Source organism: Blastomonas sp. (assembly GCF_046294995.1).
Lineage (GTDB): Bacteria > Pseudomonadota > Alphaproteobacteria > Sphingomonadales > Sphingomonadaceae > Blastomonas.
The window spans coordinates 11,920-28,645 of the sequence record NZ_JBKBOG010000017.1 but is presented as its reverse complement, the minus strand read 5'-3'; the positions used below and the strand labels follow the sequence as shown (position 1 = coordinate 28,645).

Annotated in this window: 13 protein-coding genes; 3 read left to right on the top strand and 10 right to left on the bottom strand. The window is 65.3% G+C overall.

Annotation, left to right across the window (positions count from 1 at the left end; genetic code table 11):
• The first annotated feature begins 246 nt into the window (after positions 1-246).
• Positions 247-1,023: a GNAT family N-acetyltransferase gene (locus ACK4R0_RS14765; protein WP_409675570.1), complete on the top strand. Its 777-nt coding sequence runs from the start codon at positions 247-249 to the stop codon at positions 1,021-1,023.
• 67 nt (positions 1,024-1,090) lie between these two features.
• Here ACK4R0_RS14765 and ACK4R0_RS14760 read toward each other — a convergent pair whose 3' ends face one another.
• The 4 genes from ACK4R0_RS14760 to ACK4R0_RS14745 form a co-directional block, all read right to left on the bottom strand.
• Entirely contained in the window at positions 1,091-1,510 is a 420-nt protein-coding gene (locus ACK4R0_RS14760; protein ID WP_409675567.1) for a DoxX family protein, read from the bottom strand.
• Between the two features lie 10 nt (positions 1,511-1,520).
• A complete protein-coding gene (locus ACK4R0_RS14755; protein ID WP_409675564.1) occupies positions 1,521-2,153 on the bottom strand; it encodes a LysE family translocator in 633 nt (210 codons plus the stop codon).
• Positions 2,154-2,333: 180 nt separating this feature from the next.
• Positions 2,334-3,098 (bottom strand): SDR family NAD(P)-dependent oxidoreductase, encoded by a 765-nt coding sequence (locus tag ACK4R0_RS14750; RefSeq protein ID WP_409675561.1) that lies wholly within the window; start codon positions 3,096-3,098, stop codon positions 2,334-2,336.
• Between the two features lie 144 nt (positions 3,099-3,242).
• Positions 3,243-4,322, bottom strand: a complete 1,080-nt coding sequence (locus tag ACK4R0_RS14745; protein ID WP_409675558.1) for a GAF domain-containing protein — start codon at positions 4,320-4,322, stop codon at positions 3,243-3,245.
• Positions 4,323-4,588: 266 nt separating this feature from the next.
• Between ACK4R0_RS14745 and ACK4R0_RS14740 the strand changes: the two genes are divergently transcribed.
• Positions 4,589-5,371: a winged helix-turn-helix domain-containing protein gene (locus ACK4R0_RS14740; protein WP_409675555.1), complete on the top strand. Its 783-nt coding sequence runs from the start codon at positions 4,589-4,591 to the stop codon at positions 5,369-5,371.
• A 120-nt stretch (positions 5,372-5,491) separates the two neighbouring features.
• On the opposite strand, the gene ACK4R0_RS14735 is transcribed toward ACK4R0_RS14740, so the two are convergent.
• The 4 genes from ACK4R0_RS14735 to ACK4R0_RS14720 all read right to left on the bottom strand — a co-directional run bounded on the left by ACK4R0_RS14735 (position 5,492) and on the right by ACK4R0_RS14720 (position 12,758).
• Positions 5,492-8,674 (bottom strand): autotransporter domain-containing protein, encoded by a 3,183-nt coding sequence (locus tag ACK4R0_RS14735; RefSeq protein WP_409675552.1) that lies wholly within the window; start codon positions 8,672-8,674, stop codon positions 5,492-5,494.
• Between the two features lie 174 nt (positions 8,675-8,848).
• Complete coding sequence (locus ACK4R0_RS14730) at positions 8,849-11,263, bottom strand: TonB-dependent receptor domain-containing protein (protein WP_409675550.1); 2,415 nt, start codon at positions 11,261-11,263, stop codon at positions 8,849-8,851.
• Positions 11,250-12,209: a FecR family protein gene (locus tag ACK4R0_RS14725; protein WP_409675547.1), complete on the bottom strand. Its 960-nt coding sequence runs from the start codon at positions 12,207-12,209 to the stop codon at positions 11,250-11,252. The genes ACK4R0_RS14730 and ACK4R0_RS14725 overlap by 14 nt, the downstream gene beginning before the upstream one ends.
• A 36-nt stretch (positions 12,210-12,245) precedes the next feature.
• A complete protein-coding gene (locus tag ACK4R0_RS14720; protein ID WP_409675544.1) occupies positions 12,246-12,758 on the bottom strand; it encodes an RNA polymerase sigma factor in 513 nt (170 codons plus the stop codon).
• 312 nt (positions 12,759-13,070) lie between these two features.
• Between ACK4R0_RS14720 and ACK4R0_RS14715 the strand changes: the two genes are divergently transcribed.
• Entirely contained in the window at positions 13,071-13,490 is a 420-nt protein-coding gene (locus ACK4R0_RS14715; RefSeq protein ID WP_409675541.1) for a hypothetical protein, read from the top strand.
• Between the two features lie 74 nt (positions 13,491-13,564).
• Here ACK4R0_RS14715 and ACK4R0_RS14710 read toward each other — a convergent pair whose 3' ends face one another.
• Positions 13,565-14,971 carry a mannitol dehydrogenase family protein gene (locus ACK4R0_RS14710; protein ID WP_409675538.1) on the bottom strand — a complete coding sequence of 469 codons (1,407 nt, stop codon included), beginning with the start codon at positions 14,969-14,971 and terminating at the stop codon, positions 13,565-13,567.
• Complete coding sequence (gene uxaC / locus ACK4R0_RS14705) at positions 14,968-16,389, bottom strand: glucuronate isomerase (RefSeq protein WP_409675535.1); 1,422 nt, start codon at positions 16,387-16,389, stop codon at positions 14,968-14,970. Before uxaC ends, ACK4R0_RS14710 begins: the two co-directional genes overlap by 4 nt.
• Between the last annotated feature and the right edge of the window lie 337 nt (positions 16,390-16,726).

Sequence of the window (16,726 nt, the reverse complement as noted above, 5' to 3'; positions counted from 1 at the left end):
GTTTGCGTGACTGTCTGCTGGCACCATAGGCGCAGCATTATGTCCCGATAATCGGGATTTTTCAGGATGGAGTGTTTTGATTTTGAGGATACTCAGTCACCCGCACGATAATGTGCGGCCTGTATCGCTACGGCTGAAACATTAAGGGCCAACGGGTTTGACGCTGGCGGCCATGGCCGCAATGCAGACGTTGTCTGTCCGGTCCGAGCGACCGCGGACCTTGCCATAACGACAAAAGGATCATCGGTGACTGCACCCCTATCGAATGACATCGATCGCGATGTCGTGACCAGAAGTCTTGCCAATTGCTGCCGCTACTGGCTCAATTACGGGATCGAAATCAGCCATGATGATGGCGTGGCACTGCATCGCAGCGGGATCGATTTTCCGTTGCTCAATGGTGTCTTTCGCGTCGACGATCCCGACCCTCAGACCATCAGCGACGCCAGATCGCAGCTTGCTGGCAAAGCTTCGGCGTGGTGGGTCGGACCCGACTCGCACCCCTCCACGCTCGAGGTGCTGTTGCAGTGCGGCGGAACGCTGCAAGGGTCTATGCCGGTCTACATAAGGCCCCTAGACGAGTTGCCGACGCTGACCGTGCCCGACGGCGTTTCGATAGACGAGATCGCCGGCGCGGCGGCACTGGACGAATGGGTCGCGTGCATGGCGCCGTCGATGGGTATTCCGCCGGGCGAACTCGAACGGATGAAGCATGCCGAACACAGCCGCCTGGATCGGCCGGGCCAATACCGCCGGTTCGCGGCGCGCCTGGATGGGCGAATGATCGGGACGTCCGCGATGTTCGAGGCGGAGGGTGTCGCGGGCATCTATACCTGTTCCACTGCCGAGCCGTTCAGACGCCAGGGGATCGGTGCCGCGCTGACTGTGGCTGCGGCGCGCGCGGCGCCGGAACACGGCCTCGATCATGCGACGCTGCAGGCGACCCCTCTGGGCGAGCCGGTTTACCGGAGGCTCGGTTTTCGCAAGGTGGCAGATTACAGCTGCGTCATGTTTGCAGGCTAAATGCGTGCGGCCCTCGCGCCCGGCATCCGGCCGGCGCGCGAGGGCTGGTGCCAGGCAGCCGCAATATTCAATCTGCAGCGTACAGACTGCCAAAGCGGTTGACGGCATTTTCGAAACCGAGCAGCGCCTTGAGGCGCCGATCGCCAAGGACCTGCCCCACCCACACGAAAGCGCCGATGGCAAAACAGATGAGCTGCGGCGGCGAGAACAGCCCACCGCCGGGCACATGCACGGCGATCGCGCCACCGAGAAAGCCCGTCGTGAGAATCGCGCCTGCAAGGCTGGTGCCGGGCAAAGCGAGCAAGGCGGCGCATGCGAAGGTCAGGATGGCGAGAGTGGGGCCGGCGTCGGCGGGATAGCCGATATGCTTCATCGCCTCGATCATCGAAGGCGGCGATGCCAGCTGGAGCAACCCGTCGGCCGTCAGGGCCAGCGAGGCAATCAGCACCATCAGGCGCCCGATTCGTTCAGATTTCGTCATGGTCATGTCGTGTCTTTCAGCCAAGAGTGTTCGCCATCAGCGAGAGCTGAAGGGCGAGAGCAATGAGAATGCTTCCTGTCAGCCGGTCGAGCGTCTCGATCACGCGGGGACGGCGCAGCCACGGGCCGATTTCTCCCGTGAGCGCGCTCAGGAAGACGAACCAGGCCAGCGCCATAGCCACGTGCGTGCTCGCCAGAGCGAACGCGTGCCAGCCTGCGTCGCCGCGTGGCACGAACTGCGGAAGCAGGGTGATATAGAAGATGCCGACCTTGGGGTTGAGGATATTGGTCAGAAAACCCGTCCGCACCGCGTTGCTTATGCCATCGGCAGCAAAGGTGCCGCTCCGGGATTCGACGAACAATCGTCGAGGCCTGACCAGCAGCCGGACACCCAGCCAGGCCAGATAGATCGCGCCTGCAGCCCGCAAAAGGTCGAACGCCAGCGGCACCCCCTTCATCAAAGAGCCCAGCCCGATCGCGGCTGCCGAGCCCCAGCACAGGCAGCCAAGCGTGATGCCCAGGCTGGTGTACTGGCCCTGCTTGACGCCCTGGGTGGCCGCCGACTGGATGACCATCGCGGTATCGAGTCCGAGGGTCACCGTCAGCACGGTCGCCGTGGCGAGGAATGGAAGGAGAGTGTCTGAGAACATGACAGGCCGTTGCGGTTGGGTGGACGACTGCATCGGTTGCAGCCGACCGCAGCTATGGCGGCGCTGGGTTGCCCGATTGCTTCAGAATGCCGCAGGCCAAGCTACGGTCGTAACACGCCGCACTGGCGAAACGCTGGCGGCGATCGACGCCCATTCCAGCCGGTCTCATGACTCGATCGCCTAATCGAGACCCGACCCGCTGAGCCAGCCGCCGTCAACGATGACCGTCTCGCCGGTGACATAGGCTGCGGCGGGCGAGGCAAGGAACAGCGCTGGGCCCACCAGATCATCGACCTCGCCCCACCGTCCAAGCGCGGTACGTCGGACAACACGATCCGAGACGACCGGATCGGACCACACCGGGGCGGTCATCTCGGTTCTGTGAAACCCCGGGGCAATGGCGTTGACGCGAATTCCGTCGCGCCCAAACCGATGCGCGAGTGTGTGCGTCAACCCCTTCAGCGCCGATTTGCTTGCCGTGTAGCCGACCATGAAGGCGCTTCCGGTGAAGCAGATCATCGACACGATGTTGATGATCGACCCCGCAGACTGCGTGAGCAGCGGCTGCCCCGCGAGCGCCATGCGCAGCGCGCCGTGAAGGTTGACGTCGATCAGGTCGAGATAGGCGGCCTCATCGAACGGCGCGTCGGGAACCATGACACCGGCGGCGTTGACCAGAACATCGAGCCGGGGCAGTTGCGACATCCGTTCGCTGATAGCCGCGCCGTCGCGCACATCGAGCCGGATGAATTCGATTCCCTGGTTGGCGGGTGCCTGGCGGTTTCCTGCCAGCTTCTGCTCCGAACTGCCGGTCGCAATAACATTCGCGCCCAAAGCGGCGTACCCGCGCGCCAGTGCGAGCCCGACGCCGCTTGATCCCCCCGAGACCAGGATTGTCTGGCCTGCAAACAGATCCTTTTGAAAACTGCCGGTTATCGCGTGCATTAGCCCTCTCCTTGAAAAGCGAGAGAGGGCTATGGCAATCGTATCTTGCGCTGCGGTGTCGGAACCATGCCTTGTCGATTACGCTTGTAGCGCAAGACGCGCTGCGAGGCCGGGATACGCACTGGATCTGCCGGACTTGGCCCTTCAGACGGTGATTGCCGAGCGCGAAACAGGCGAGCGTCGGCTTCGCTTCATTTCACGCAACCGCAGTTCGGTGCTCGCCAGTTCGGCAAGCTCGTGCAGCGTTCGCGTCTGGCGATCGTCGAGTGTGCGCGAAGCGAAATCGATGATGCACAGCGATCCCAAGGCAAAGCCCGCGCCATCGAGGATCGGTGCTCCGGCATAGAACCGGAACGAGGGATCGTCGGCTACTGCGGGGTTGTCGGAGAACCTGGGGTCAAGGCTCAGGTCCTCGACGGCGAACACGTCCTTTTGCAGAACCGTGTGGTTGCAAAATGCCCAGCTGCGCGGCGTATCGGTCATATCGAGGCCGACACGCGCCTTGAAGAACTGCCGCGTCGGCGTGAGCAGCGTGATCAGCGAGATCGGGGCGTCGAGCGTGTTGGCGGCAAGCCAGGCGATCCGATCGAAGGCCTCTTCCGGTGCGCTGTCCACCAGCCCGGATCGCTCGAGCGCAATCAGGCGCTGGTGCTCGTTCAGCCCGACCGGAAACGGAAGGCCCTGTGATTCCAGCCGAAGGTTGGGCGGATCGGCAAGGATATCCTTGACGGCAACCACCGCAGCAGCCGTGTCCCTGGCATGGATGGCGTGGCCGAGGGCGCGCCCGTTTGCTCCATCGGGGGTTCCCACGACAATCATGTGGTTCGGAGCGATGTTCGTCTGAGCAAGCAGGGCACCGATGAGCGCTGTTGCGGTTTCGGCCTCGTCATACTCTGCAATGACGATCCTGGGTTCGCGTTCGCCTATCGCAAGCAAAGCTGCAGCCGTGTTCTCGGCAAACCGGACGTTGAACCCACCAAGCTGCAAGGCGAGCTCCTCGCGCATGCTGCCGCGCACCACCGCAAGAACGTTCGCCGATGGGCTGGCAGGTTCGCTTGAACCGGCCGTGATGATCGCCTCGACATCGCGCCGATAGACGCGGCGGTGACCACCCGGCGTCTTCCACGACGGCACGGAGCCCCCTTCGATCAGCAGCTGCGCCGTCCGCACGGAAACGCCCAGCAGCTTGGCCGTCTGGGCCGTGGTCAGGATGTCATCGTTCATTGCATGTCCATATCGGGCGGGCTCGGTTGCCCGCATCACTCCGTCTAACGCAAAAATGGCTCACTCCGCAAACAATCATTCTTGATATATTTGATAGATTTGATATCTGCCCGCGCTGTTGCATCCGCGTCGCTGTGTGCCTGCGGGCGTGAAACCCAGCACGACGTTCGATGCCCAACCCAGTGCAGGCGAAAATTATCATGACAGGGCCATGTGATATGCAGTGCAGGAACGATACGGGTGCGCCAGCAATGCGTGGCCTGGATATGCGTGCCTATGAGGCGCCGGACGCCTCCGGTGGGTTGGCGTGGGAACAGTCGCTCGGGCTTACCACATCCCTGGGAAGGGTGCTCGTGGTCAGCAACAACGCCGCGCTGAGAACGAGGCTTTCCTCCTTTCTGGAGCGGCATCGCGGCGAAATCGTACCGATCGAGGCTCACCATCTTTTGCGGCATCTGGAAAGAGGCCGCTACGGCCTGATGATTGTCGATTTCGATTCATTGGGGCCGTCGGGCTTCGCCATCCTCGGCCGCATCCGCATGCAGACCTTCGTGCCGTTGATCCTGCTTACGGATGAAAGGCGCGCAGACATCGACTATGTCGTTGGTCTCGAACTTGGCGCCGATGACGTCCTCATCCACCCTTTCGAGCCGCGCGAGTTGCTGGCACGGGCGCGCGCGATATTGCGGCGCCAGGAAATCGGCCGCAGCATTGCAGGAAGTCCGACTGTCCGCGGCTTCCGTTTCGACGGGTGGGAGCTTCATCAGAAAACCCGGTCCCTGCGCGATGCAAGCGGAGCGGTCATCGAGCTTTCAAAGCGCGAGTTCAGCCTTTTGACCTGCTTTCTCGAGGCACCGCTTCGTCCCTTGAGCCGTCTTCATCTGATGCGCGCGACACGCATGCACGAGGACATTTTCGACCGAAGCATCGATGTCCAGATTTTGCGGTTGCGCCGCAAGCTGGAAGCCAATCCATCGGCGCGCAACTGGATCAAGACGGTGCGCGGAATCGGCTACTGCTTCGAGGCGCAGGTCGAGACGTTGTTCTAAACCCGTGGGGGTTTTGGCGCACCAAAGCGCGCGCCGCCAACGGCAAAGAGGGTGGCGCCCCGCCCGCCGCAGGTTCACGCGGCGGGCGGGGTGCACACCCTCAAGGTTTCACCGATCGCTTCAGAAGCCGATGCGCAACGATACGCGGGCGTTGAGCGCCACCTTGTCGTATTGTTCCTCGGCGCCGACTTGGCCTGCCATGGCGAAGCTGCCTTGGCCGCCGACGAGCCGTAGGCCGCCGATCCAGCCATCGTTGCGCGTATCGGGCACCAGAGTAAATGCCTCGCCGCCCTTGAACCGTGCGGTGGTATCACCCAGCGATCCGCCGATGATCTGGCGGCGACCGCCCTCAATTTCGGCCCGGATCCAGGCATCGTCTCCGGCCAGGCTGCCAAGGTCGTAACCCGCAACCAGCGTGCCGTTGACCGCGATCTCGTCGCTGCTGCGCTTGTCGACGGTCAGGTTGAAGGCATCACCGCCGCCGGTTTCGGCATAGCCGTCCTCGTCGAGCCGGTAATAGTCGATCGAAGCCGAAGGCCGCAGGATCAGGCGCCTGCCGAGCCTTGCCTCATAGCCCAGCCCTGCCGACGCGCTGTACAGCTGCCCTGACCATTCTGCGCTGGCGACGCGCGAGACCGCGCTGCCCCCCACCTCAGCGGCGAACCGGCGGGTGCCGCTGAAATCGATCTGTGCGGCCGAACCGCGTGCGAATGCCCGCAGCGCGCCCCAGTTGCCACGCCAGTGCGCGGCCAGCTCGTACTGGTCGGACCTGATCTGGTTGCCGGTTTCGTCGCCGTCATTCTTGCCGTTGAGATAGCCCAGCGACACGCCGAAATTGCCGACATCGCCCGCCTTGATCTCGACCCCGCCGGTGCCGCCCCATCCGCTGGTATCGAACGCGGCGGTGCTATCGCGGTCCTTGGTGCTTCCCCACACCGTCTGCTGCAGCCAGAAGCCCCAGTTCCCCTGGTCGCTATAGGGCGCAGCGGTATCGGTGAGGAAGCGCGCGGTGGCGCGCGAACCCTGGGTCACCGTGGCAAAGGTGCCCCCGGCATGATCGGGCAGCATCTGCTGCACGGCGGCACTTGCCTGATCGGCATTGCTGATCGCCAGAAAGCTGCCCGCCACTGCAGCATCGCTGTCCAGTGCCTTGAACACGGCATCATAGGCCCGCGCCTGCGATGCCGAGAGGCTGAGTTCGGTGGCCGACTTGCGCTTGACGTCGACCGAAACCGTGCCAGCGGCATCGCTGCCGGTCAGGGTCGACTTGAACAGGAATGGAAGCGCGACACTGGTCGTCGAAAGATTGGCGCTGCCGGTCAGGCTGCCGGCGGAGACGATCTGGTAGGTCCCTTCCGACTGGCTGACGTTGACCAGATTGATCGCAACCTTGGAACCCGTGGCAAAGCTGGCGCCTCCGGCGACTTCATACCGGGTGAAGCTTCCCGCCTTGCCATCGATGGTGACGCCGATGGTCCCCTGGTCGGTCACGGCGAGCGAACCCAGCCGCACTGCCCCCGGGCTGGTGATGGACAAGGATCCGCCCGAAACGGTGATCGCCGCCTGCCCAGCCCCGCTGAGCGTGCCGCGCAGCTGCGCAGTGCCGGAGATCGCCAGCGTGTCGTTGCCGCCGCCCAGATCGAGCTTGCCCGCCAGCAAGGACTTGCCCGAAAGCTGCACCGTATCGGCCCCGCTGCCGAACGTCGCGTCTCCGGTCAGCCGGGACTCGCCGCTGGCTGCCAGCCGGTTTGCGCCTTCGCCAAAGCGCATCGCCCCGGTGATGCTGCCCGCCGAAACCTCCAGCAGATCGTTGCCCGACCCGAACCGGATATCGCCGGTGATCGACGGCCGGCCTTCGGCGGTCAACGCGCTCTGGCGGACCGTGGCACCGGTGGTGTTGGCGGCAAGATCGACCGCGATCGCCTTGTCGGTGCCGGGCTTGGCGGCGATGGCGCTGATCGTGCCTGTGTTCTCGACCGTCCGAAGCGATCCCGACAGATCGACAATCGCGCTGGCTGCACCATCGGTGGCGGCGGTCGCGGTGATCTTGCCGCTGTTCGACAGGCTGGTCAGCGTGCCGCCGGCATCGACGACGATGGCCCGCACCAGGCTTGTCGCCGCGCTGCCTCCCGCAGCCTCGATGGTGCCGGTATTGCGCAGCGAGGGCACGGTTCCAAGATTGCCGATGCGGATCGCAGTGGCATTGCCGCCATTCGACAGCGCACCGACCGTGCCGTTGTTGAGGATACCGCCGGTGATCGTCGTCGCGCCTCCCTGCCCGCCGATGACCATCCCGTTGGCAGCGACATCCTTGTAGACGCCATTGCCCTGGATGCGCCCGTTGTTGACGATGCCATGGCCCGCGGCGGCCGTTCCCGCGACCGCACCGACGTTGACCGCTTCGCTGGCCGAACCGATCTGCACCGCAGGTGCCGCGCCGTACGAGATGACCGAAGCCGTGCCCTCCTTGTCGTCGTCGATGCCGTCCTTGTCCTCGTCCTTGTCGTCGGGCTTGGTATTCGGCGGCGGGGCATCGAACAGGATTCCGCCCGCGACCGAGCCTGCCACCCGAAGCGCCGGGCCGCCTTGGAGCAGATCGTCGGCATCGAGCTTGCTGGGGTCGGCGGGCGAGGTCGTGCTGCGGTAGCCGGTCGATGTGATGGCCCCCTGCACCGTCAGCGCGCCGCCGATCGGGCCGGTGATGGCGACCCCTGTCGCGTTGGCTCCGGTCGCTGCGATCGATCCGGTCAGCGCCACGTTGCCGCTGACCGCACCGGTGCGGATGCCGACAGCGTTGTTGCCCAGCACCGCAATCGCGCCGCTGCTGGTGAGCGACCCGGTGAGCGGCCCTTCCAGGCTGATCGCAGCGCTGTCGTTGCCCTCGATGGTGATGTTGCCGCTGTTGACGACCGATCCGGTCAGCGCGCCCAGGGTGCGGATGCCGAACCGGCCCTGACCTTGCGCAAATGGTCCGTCGAGATCGCCGTCCGTGTCGGTGTCGGTCGGCGCGTAGGTTTCATCGATCGTGATCGTGCCCCTGTTGGTGATCGTCGCGTTCGTTCCGTCATTCACCACGATCCCGGCGGAGTTGCTGGCATCGGTGATCTGGATCGTTCCCTCGTTGGTCACGGCATGGTTGCTGTTGACCGTCACGGCCACGCCCGATGCCGGCTTGATCGATCCGGTGCTGGTGATCTTGATGCTGTCGGCCGCCCCGTTGTTGGCGGTGCCGGTGGCGATCGGGGTGGTGCGCGCGGTGGTCACGTTGGTCTCGGCCAGCGCTGCAGCGTGGGGCAGAAGCATCGAAATCGGGGTCAGGCAGGTGCAAGCCAGCAAGAGGCGCATGTTCGTCCTTTCGGTGATGGGAAGGAACCTTCAGGTTCACTCTCCAAGACGCTGCCGACGATTCAGACCCGTATTGTCGCTACGCAAATATCGCGCGATTTCAGATCAAGCGCTTGCAAACAGGAGCAAATTTTAGAAGCTGAAGTCTGCGCCGACCCGGATGGTGCGCGGGCGCAGCGGCGTGATCTGCTCGCCCAGCGGCAGGGTGAAGGGCGATCCCAGCGCAAAGCGGTTACCGCGCGCATCGGCCAGGTTGGTCGCCTCGATCCAGAGTTTTCGTCCACCGCGCGTCACGCTGGCAGACAGGCTGGTGTCGAGCACATCGCCCTGCTCTGCCCCCAGCACCGGCCCGATGCCCAGCCGCGAACGTCCGACATAGCGCAGCGATCCGCTGACGGTCAGATCGCCCAGCGTGCCAAGCACGGATCGGTAGCTTCCTCCCAAGCGCCCTGAAAGACGTGCGACATTGGGCAGATCGTTGCTGTCTGCAACCACCGCGCCTGCAGGGATGGTGGCAACATCGAACCCCACGCGGTTTTCCGGCAGCACGAAAATCCCCGCCGATGGGCTGGCGAGGCGGCTGTCGGCCCACACCGCCGACGCCTCGAACGACCACGCGCGCGACGGCTGCCAAGCCAGCGTCGCATCGACGGTCATGATGCGTCCGCTGCCGATGTTTTCGGTCGCAGGCAACCCGTCGCTGTCGATCAGATCGGCCTGGATGTTGCGCCAGCGGGTATAGGCAAGGGTGACGTCACCGCTCAGCGTGCTGCCCGAAAACGCAAGCCCCGCCTCGACCGCCGAGACATGGTCGGGTCGATAGCGGCGGACCATCTCGTTGCGCACGCTGATGCCGCCGGGACGAAACCCCTCCTGATACCGCGCATGACCCGACACGGAATCGGAGAACCGGTAGCGGACACCTGCAGATGGCAGGAACGCGGTCTGCGCCCGCCGCGCCTCGTTGCGCGCGAAGGCAGCCATCGCCGTCAACGGCGTATCGAGCGCCTCGCCCGACAGCCGCACATGGCTTATCCGCCCGCCGATATCGACGAACAGCCTGTCGCTCGCCGGAAGCGTCAGTTCGGCAAAGGCGGTCGCCTCGTCGACCTCGTTTTCGATCCCGGTGATCGCCGATGCCCGCGCAAGCGAACCGCGCTCCCGGCGGATGCGATAGCTGTTGTTGAGCAGGCTGGTACCGGCGAGCCAGCCGATGCCGCCTGCCGTCGCCCCGGAAAGCCGTGTCTCGTTGGTGATGAGCCGGGTTTCGCCGCGCTGCCGGAACAGGCTGGGCGCGGAACCGGGCTGGCTGGTGTCGAAGGTTTCGAGCAGGTCGAGACCGGTGACGGTCGTCGTGGAAATCAGCTCGAAACTGTCCCACTGCTTGCCGATCGCCACCTGTCCAAGCCGGAAGCGATTGCGAAACGGCTGCGCGAACGGGCTAGCCCGGTCGAGATGGCTGCCGATCCGGTCGGCATACTGGCTGTCGCGTCCGTCGATGTCCTGCGCCGCTCCCATCAGGTCGATCGCCCAGCCGTTGCCCGGCTCGATCCGCCCGATAATGCGTCCGCCGATGGTATCGACACGGTTGACGTCGTCGCGCTGGCGCAGCCGGTCATCGATATACCCGCCGTCACGGCTGCCATAGACCAAAGCGCGCAGGCCAACCGCGCCCGGAATCACCGGCAGGTTGACCATCGCGCTGCCATCGAAGGAAGGGTCGCCGTGCTGCGTGGCGGCCAGCGAGATCGACTGTGCGGCGTGCCAGCCGTCCAGGTCGGGCATATTGGGAATCAGCCGGATCACCCCGCCCAGCGTGCCTGCGCCATACAGCGTTCCCTGCGGCCCCTGCCGGACCTCGATCGTTCCCAAGTCGACCAGTTGCAGATTGGGATCAGGAGCATTGTAGTTGAGCCGTGCGGTGCCGAGATACTGGCCGACCACCGCCTGCGTCGGGCCGTTGAAGCTCGAGTCGGCGATGGCGCGCAGGAACAGCCGGTTGCGCCCCGGACCGAGCTGCGTCGATCCGAGCGCCGGCAACCGTTCGGCCAGCGCCGCCGATCCGCGTCCCTGCGCACCCAGCACGAAATCGCCGGCCAATTCGAACTGGCCAGGCACATCGCGCGCCAGCAGCCCAGCAGGCGGTGGCCGCTTGGCGGTGACGATGATTTCCTCGACCGGCGCGGGCAAGCCGGTTGGCAGCGCCACCGCCAGCCGGATCGGTGCGCCGCTTCGCCGCGTGGTTTTCGACTGACGGACGATGCGCCAGTGCCCGGACGCCAACCGCACCGGGTGGGCATCGCTGTCCTTGAGCAGACGCTCGAGCGCCTGCGCCGGGGTCATCCGCCCGCGCAGGCGCAGCACCCGGTGTGCGCCCAGTTGCCGGTCGCTGATGCCGATGTTGATGCCCGCCTGTCGCCCCAGCGTGATGATCGCGGCATCCAGCCGGCCGGCAGCGATGTCGATCGATGCCGGCGCCTCGGCCAGCACCGGCGACGCAACCACCAGCAGGGGAAAGGCCAGCAGCGAGAGACTAGGGGTTCGCATCGGCGCCGACCAGCTCCCAGCCCTCGCCACGGCGGACGGCCCGTGTGCCCAGCACCGGCGCGATCGCCGCAACGGAGCCGCCATCGCGTCCGTTGATCTGCACCACGCCGCTGAACGGCCTCGCCGCAATCGCAGGATCGACCGCAATCCGTGTGCCCAGGCCACGCTCCAGCGCCGCTGCGACGTCTGCCAGGCTGGTGTCGGCAAAGCTCAATTGCCCCGACCGCCAGCCTGCGACCTGATCGGGCGCGATATCGGACACGACGATCCTGTCGGTCCTGCCATCGACGCGCGCGCGCCGTCCGCTTGGCAGGCGCACATTCTCCCGCTGCGGATTGACGATCACCACCCCTTCCGACACCGCGACGTCAAGCCAAGCGCCGGTGCGGATGACGTTGAACGCGGTACCGGCATCGACCAGCTGGACATCGCCGGTCTCCACCACGAACGGGTTGCGCGCATCGTGCCGGACTTCGAACAGCGCCTCGCCGCTCTCCAGCCGGGCAAAACGGATGTTGCGCCGGTCGAGAGCGATACGCGTGCCGCCGTTGAGAAGGATGCGGCTGCCATCGGCGAGCTTGACCGTTTCCCGTTCGCCGATTGCCGTCGTCACCGAATAAGGCTGCGGCCGCATCTGCCAGAACGGCGCTGCGACGACCAGAAGCACCGATGCGACAAGCGCGCCGACGATCCATCGGCGCGGCGCGGCTGGACGGCGCGTGCCCTGGTCTTCATCATTCGCCGCACGCGGCAAGGGCGGCGCAGCAAGCGCCGCGAGATCGGGAATGACGTTGCCAGCGGCAAGCGCCGCATCATAGGCATCGGTATGGCGCGGGTCGGCCTCGAGCCAGCGGACAAGCCCGTCCCAGCCGGTAAAATCCGTCTCTTGGGTCGCCAACGCCCATTCGATCGCCTGCTGGCGGATGTGGTCTTTTGTGTCCGTCATATCATCTGTCCTGCAACAAGGACGTCACGGTGGCGCTCAATCCGCATCCTGCTGCTCCCGCCAATGCATCAGCGCGCGGTACGCCTTTTGCAGATCCTTCTCCACCGCGCTGAGACTCAGGCCGAGTTTGTCTGCGATCGTGCGCTGGCCTATGCCTTCGATGCGGAACATGCGAAAGATCTGCAGCACCCGCTCGCCCTCGCCCCTGAGCAGCGCCTCGGCCTCGGCCAGCGCCGCCTGCGCGATCAGCCGCCGGTCGGGGAGCGGCGCTTCCGATGCCTCTCCGTCAGCGCCATGCGCCTCCACCCAGTCCGCATCGCGCTGCCGGGACCGGCGAGCGGATCGATAGCGGTCGTGCATCACGTTGTTGGCGGCCCGATAGATATAGCTGCGCGCGTCGGCAATGGGCCCGGTATCGAGCGCAGACAGCCGCAGCCAAAGGTCCTGGAGGATGTCTTCGGCGGCATCGGCTGCACCACGCGCACGCAGGAACCGCAGCAGCGGCTCGCGTTCGGCGATCAATACGGCTTCGAGACCTTGGGCAGACATCGGACAGCGGTTTTCTAAGGAAAGCGGTTTCTAACAATTTCAGAACGGGAAATCGGGCGATGCCCATGCACCCAGACGTCACCACCTGCAAGCAGCCGTATAACGCGCGGCATTTTGCCCCAAAAAAATCGAGACGGCCGATTGCGGGTTCCCCGTGCGGGCGACGTCTTACCATCAAAGCCAGCCACACCCCAGGCTGGTTTTGACCGGACCTGCTCGCCCCGGGCAGCCCGGAAGCGCCTTGAGGGGAAGGTTCCGGCTAGCCCTTCCCCTCAAGGTGCCCACAAACCGCGCTGCAGGAGCATCCAGAACGTGGCTTACATGCACTATCCGCTGCTTGTGGTGGCGCTGCTGTCAGCGATCACCGGCTCTGCCGGCACGGCGCAACCGGTCGGTGACACGCTGCTGTTCGTGCCCCCGGTCGACGAGCAGGCGCTGCCGCTGGTCGATACGGGCACCGAGTGCATCGCCCTCAACCGCATCCGGTCCACCCGGATCATCGCCGGCGAAGGGATCGTCTACCAGATGGCCGGCCGCAAGGCGGTCATCAACCGGCCGAGACATGGCGGGGCACGCCTTGCGCGCGACCAGATACTGATCACCCGCACCAGGGGAGCGATGCTGTGTGCTGGAGACATCGTCCACCTTGCCGACAGCCTGCCGGGAATGACAGCGGGCTTTGTCGCACTGGGCCGCTTCGAAACGCATCGGCCACACACCACGCGCCGGTGAATATCTGAATGCACGCGGGCGCTGGCGCGGCCTTTTTGGCGCTGGGCGAGCGCGATATCGATATTCTTCTGCCCCTATCCCGCCCTCACCTGCTCGCTCAGCAAGGCAAGCTCATCGGGCTTCGCCTGCCAGGTCGATGCAAACAGTCCGTCTTGGCCGAACAATGCCGCAGCAATTCCGGCGGCGCCGTTCTGCTGCCATAACTCCGCCAGTTGCGCTGCCATCGGGTCATCGACGGGCCGCTTGGTGCCGCGGATGTGGACGATCCAGGCCGCCAGTGCCTGCAACGTGGCTGGCGTGCTGCGGCCTGCGGCCTGGTTGATCGCCAGCGGCTCGAGCCAGCGCTGCGGGATCTTCTGCGATCCGTCCATCGCGATCTGCGTCAGCCGGTGCTCAAGCGCAGCATTGGCGAAGCGGGCGATCAGCGCATCGGCATAGGCATGCAAGTCGATCCCCGCATCCTGGTCCAGGGTGGCCGCAGCCTCCTGGCGCATCAGCGTGTCGATGGTCCCGCGCAGCGCAGGATCGCCGATCGCCTGGTGGACATATTCGTGGCCGCGATCGAGCCCGAGATAGGCGAGCGCCGAATGCGCGCCGTTGAGCATCCGCAGCTTGGCAGCCTCATAGGGGCCGACATCGCTGACCAGTTGCGCGCCGACGGCTTCCCAGCACGGACGCGGTCCGGCGAAATCATCCTCGATCACCCATTGGCAGAACGGCTCGGTGATCACCGCGCCCTCATCCTCCACCCCCGTGACAGAGGCGATCCAGCGCCGATCGGCCTCGGTCATCGCAGGAACGATCCGGTCCACCATCGTGGCGGGGCAGCGGCAATGCTCGTCGAACCAGTCGGCCAGCGCCGGATCGGTGGCGGACAGATAGCCGCTCATCAGGCGGTGGAGCCTGGCGCCGTTGTCGGCCAGGTTGTCGCAGCTGAGCAAGGTGAGGCCGGGCAGACCAGCTGCCTTGCGCCGGGCAAGCCCCGCCGCGACAAATCCGTAGATAGTGCGCGGCGGTGCGGTTCCGGCGCGGTCGGATGCGACATCGGCATTGTCCCAGTCCAGCGATCCGTCCGGGCGGCGGACATAGCCCTTTTCGGTGACCGTGAAGCTGACGATATGTGTATCTGCCGAGGCCAGCGCGTCGATGACGGCATCGGGTGCATCGGCCGCGACGATCACTCCGGCGACAGCGCCGATCAGTCTGGTCGAGACCTGATCGGTCGCGCGCTGGGCGAGCGCGTAAAGGCCATCCTGGGGGTTGAGTTGCGCCGCGACATCGCCCGAGCGCAGCGACACGCCGATGATCCGCCAGTTGGCATCGCCTGCCGCCATCGCATCGTCGGTGTACACCGCCTGATGCGCGCGGTGGAACGCGCCGATGCCGAAATGCACGATGCCCGTGCGCTGATGGGCAAAGTCATAGCCCGGGCGCGCCACGTCCGGGGAGAGCGAAGCCGCCGCCTCGCGCGACAGCCTCACAGCCGGTAGGCCTTCTTCGCCAGCGCATAGGACAGGTCGTGCGCCAGTTCGGCGGCCTCCCACTCCTCCATCCGGTGTTCGGCCACCAGCGTCGCCAGAAAGCCGCAGTCGATCCGGCGGGCGACATCGTGCCGTGCGGGGATCGACAGGAAGGCGCGGGTGTCGTCGTTGAAGCCGACGGTGTTGTAGAAGCCTGCGGTCTCGGTCATCGCCAGCCGGAAGCGGCGCATGCCTTCGGGGCTGTCGTGGAACCACCAGGCAGGGCCCAGCTTGAGCGCGGGATAATGCCCGGCCAGCGGCGCGAGTTCGCGGGCATAGACCGTCTCATCCAGCGTAAACAGAATGATCGTGAGATCGGGGTTGTTGCCATGCCGCGCGAGCAGCGGGCGCAGCGCGTGGACATAATCGGTGCGCATCGGCATGTCTGCGCCCTTGTCGCGGCCGAACCGGGCAAAGACATGAGGGTTGTGGTTGCGCAGCGCGCCCGGGTGGATCTGCATCACCAGCCCATCGTCGACGCTCATCCCCGCCATTTCGGTGAGCATCTGCGCGCGGAACAGCTCTGCATCCTGCGGCGAGACATCGGGGCGGATGACGCGCGCGAACAGGGCCTCGGCCTCTGCCTCGGAAAGATCGGCGGTCAGCGCGGTCGGATGGCCGTGGTCGGTCGAGGTCGCGCCATGCTCGGCGAAAAACGCCCGGCGCTTGCGATGCGCGGCCAGATAGCCCTGCCAGGTCAGAGTGTCCTCGCCGGTCAGCTCGGCAAAGCGGGCCAGATTGTCACGAAAGCCTTCATACTCCGGGTCGACCACCGGATCGGGGCGATAGGCGGTGAGCACCCGGCCTTTCCAGCCGCTCGACTGGATCGTACGGTGATGTTCGAGCGTATCGAGCGGCGACTCGGTGGTGGTCAGCACCTCGATGTTGAACCGGTCGAACAGCGCGCGCGGGCGGAATGCGGGCGTCGCAAGCGCATCGGTGATCCGGTCGTAATACACATCGGACGTCTCGGCGGTGAGTTGCACATCGATGCCGAAGCCTTCGGCAAACACCCAGTCGAGCCACATGCGCGACGGTGTGCCGCGAAACAGGTGGTAATGGCCGGCCAGAATGCGCCAGGCCTCGCGCGGATCGACCTTGGCAGCGCCCTCATCGGATACCGGTGTCAGCCCAAGGGCTTCGAGCGGCACGCCCTGGCTGTACAGCATGCGGAAGACATAGTGATCGGGCTGCAGCAGCAGTGCGCTGGCATTGGCAAAGGGCGCGTCGTGCGCAAACCAGTGCGGATCGGTGTGCCCATGCGGACTGATGATCGGCAGAGCACGAACGCTGTCGTAAAGGCGGCGGGTGATCGCCCGGATATCGCTGTCGGCGGGGAACAGGCGGTCGGGGTGGAGGGTGAGTGGGCGCATGGGCATCACAGCTGCGCCTCACGGGCAAAGCGTGCGCGCGCCAGCGCCTGGCACGAACGCCGTGGATGGACGCCGTTCTGGCTGTCCGTATGCCATATCCTCAGTCGAGCCATGCGCTGTCCTATTACCCTTGGTCCCGACCAGTGTCGGCAGGAATTCGCGTGCTACCTGCCATAGCCGAACATGCCTCGACAAGGTGAAAATGTCAGACAATTGCCTTGTCGCGCAATACCGCAAGGCCAGAATCAGGCCTGATGCCTCGCATTCGGCTGCCTCTCGCGCCGGTGTCGATGCGCGCGCGGCTTGCGGCGAGCCTTGGGGGGAACTGCGCCTGCGTGCATGC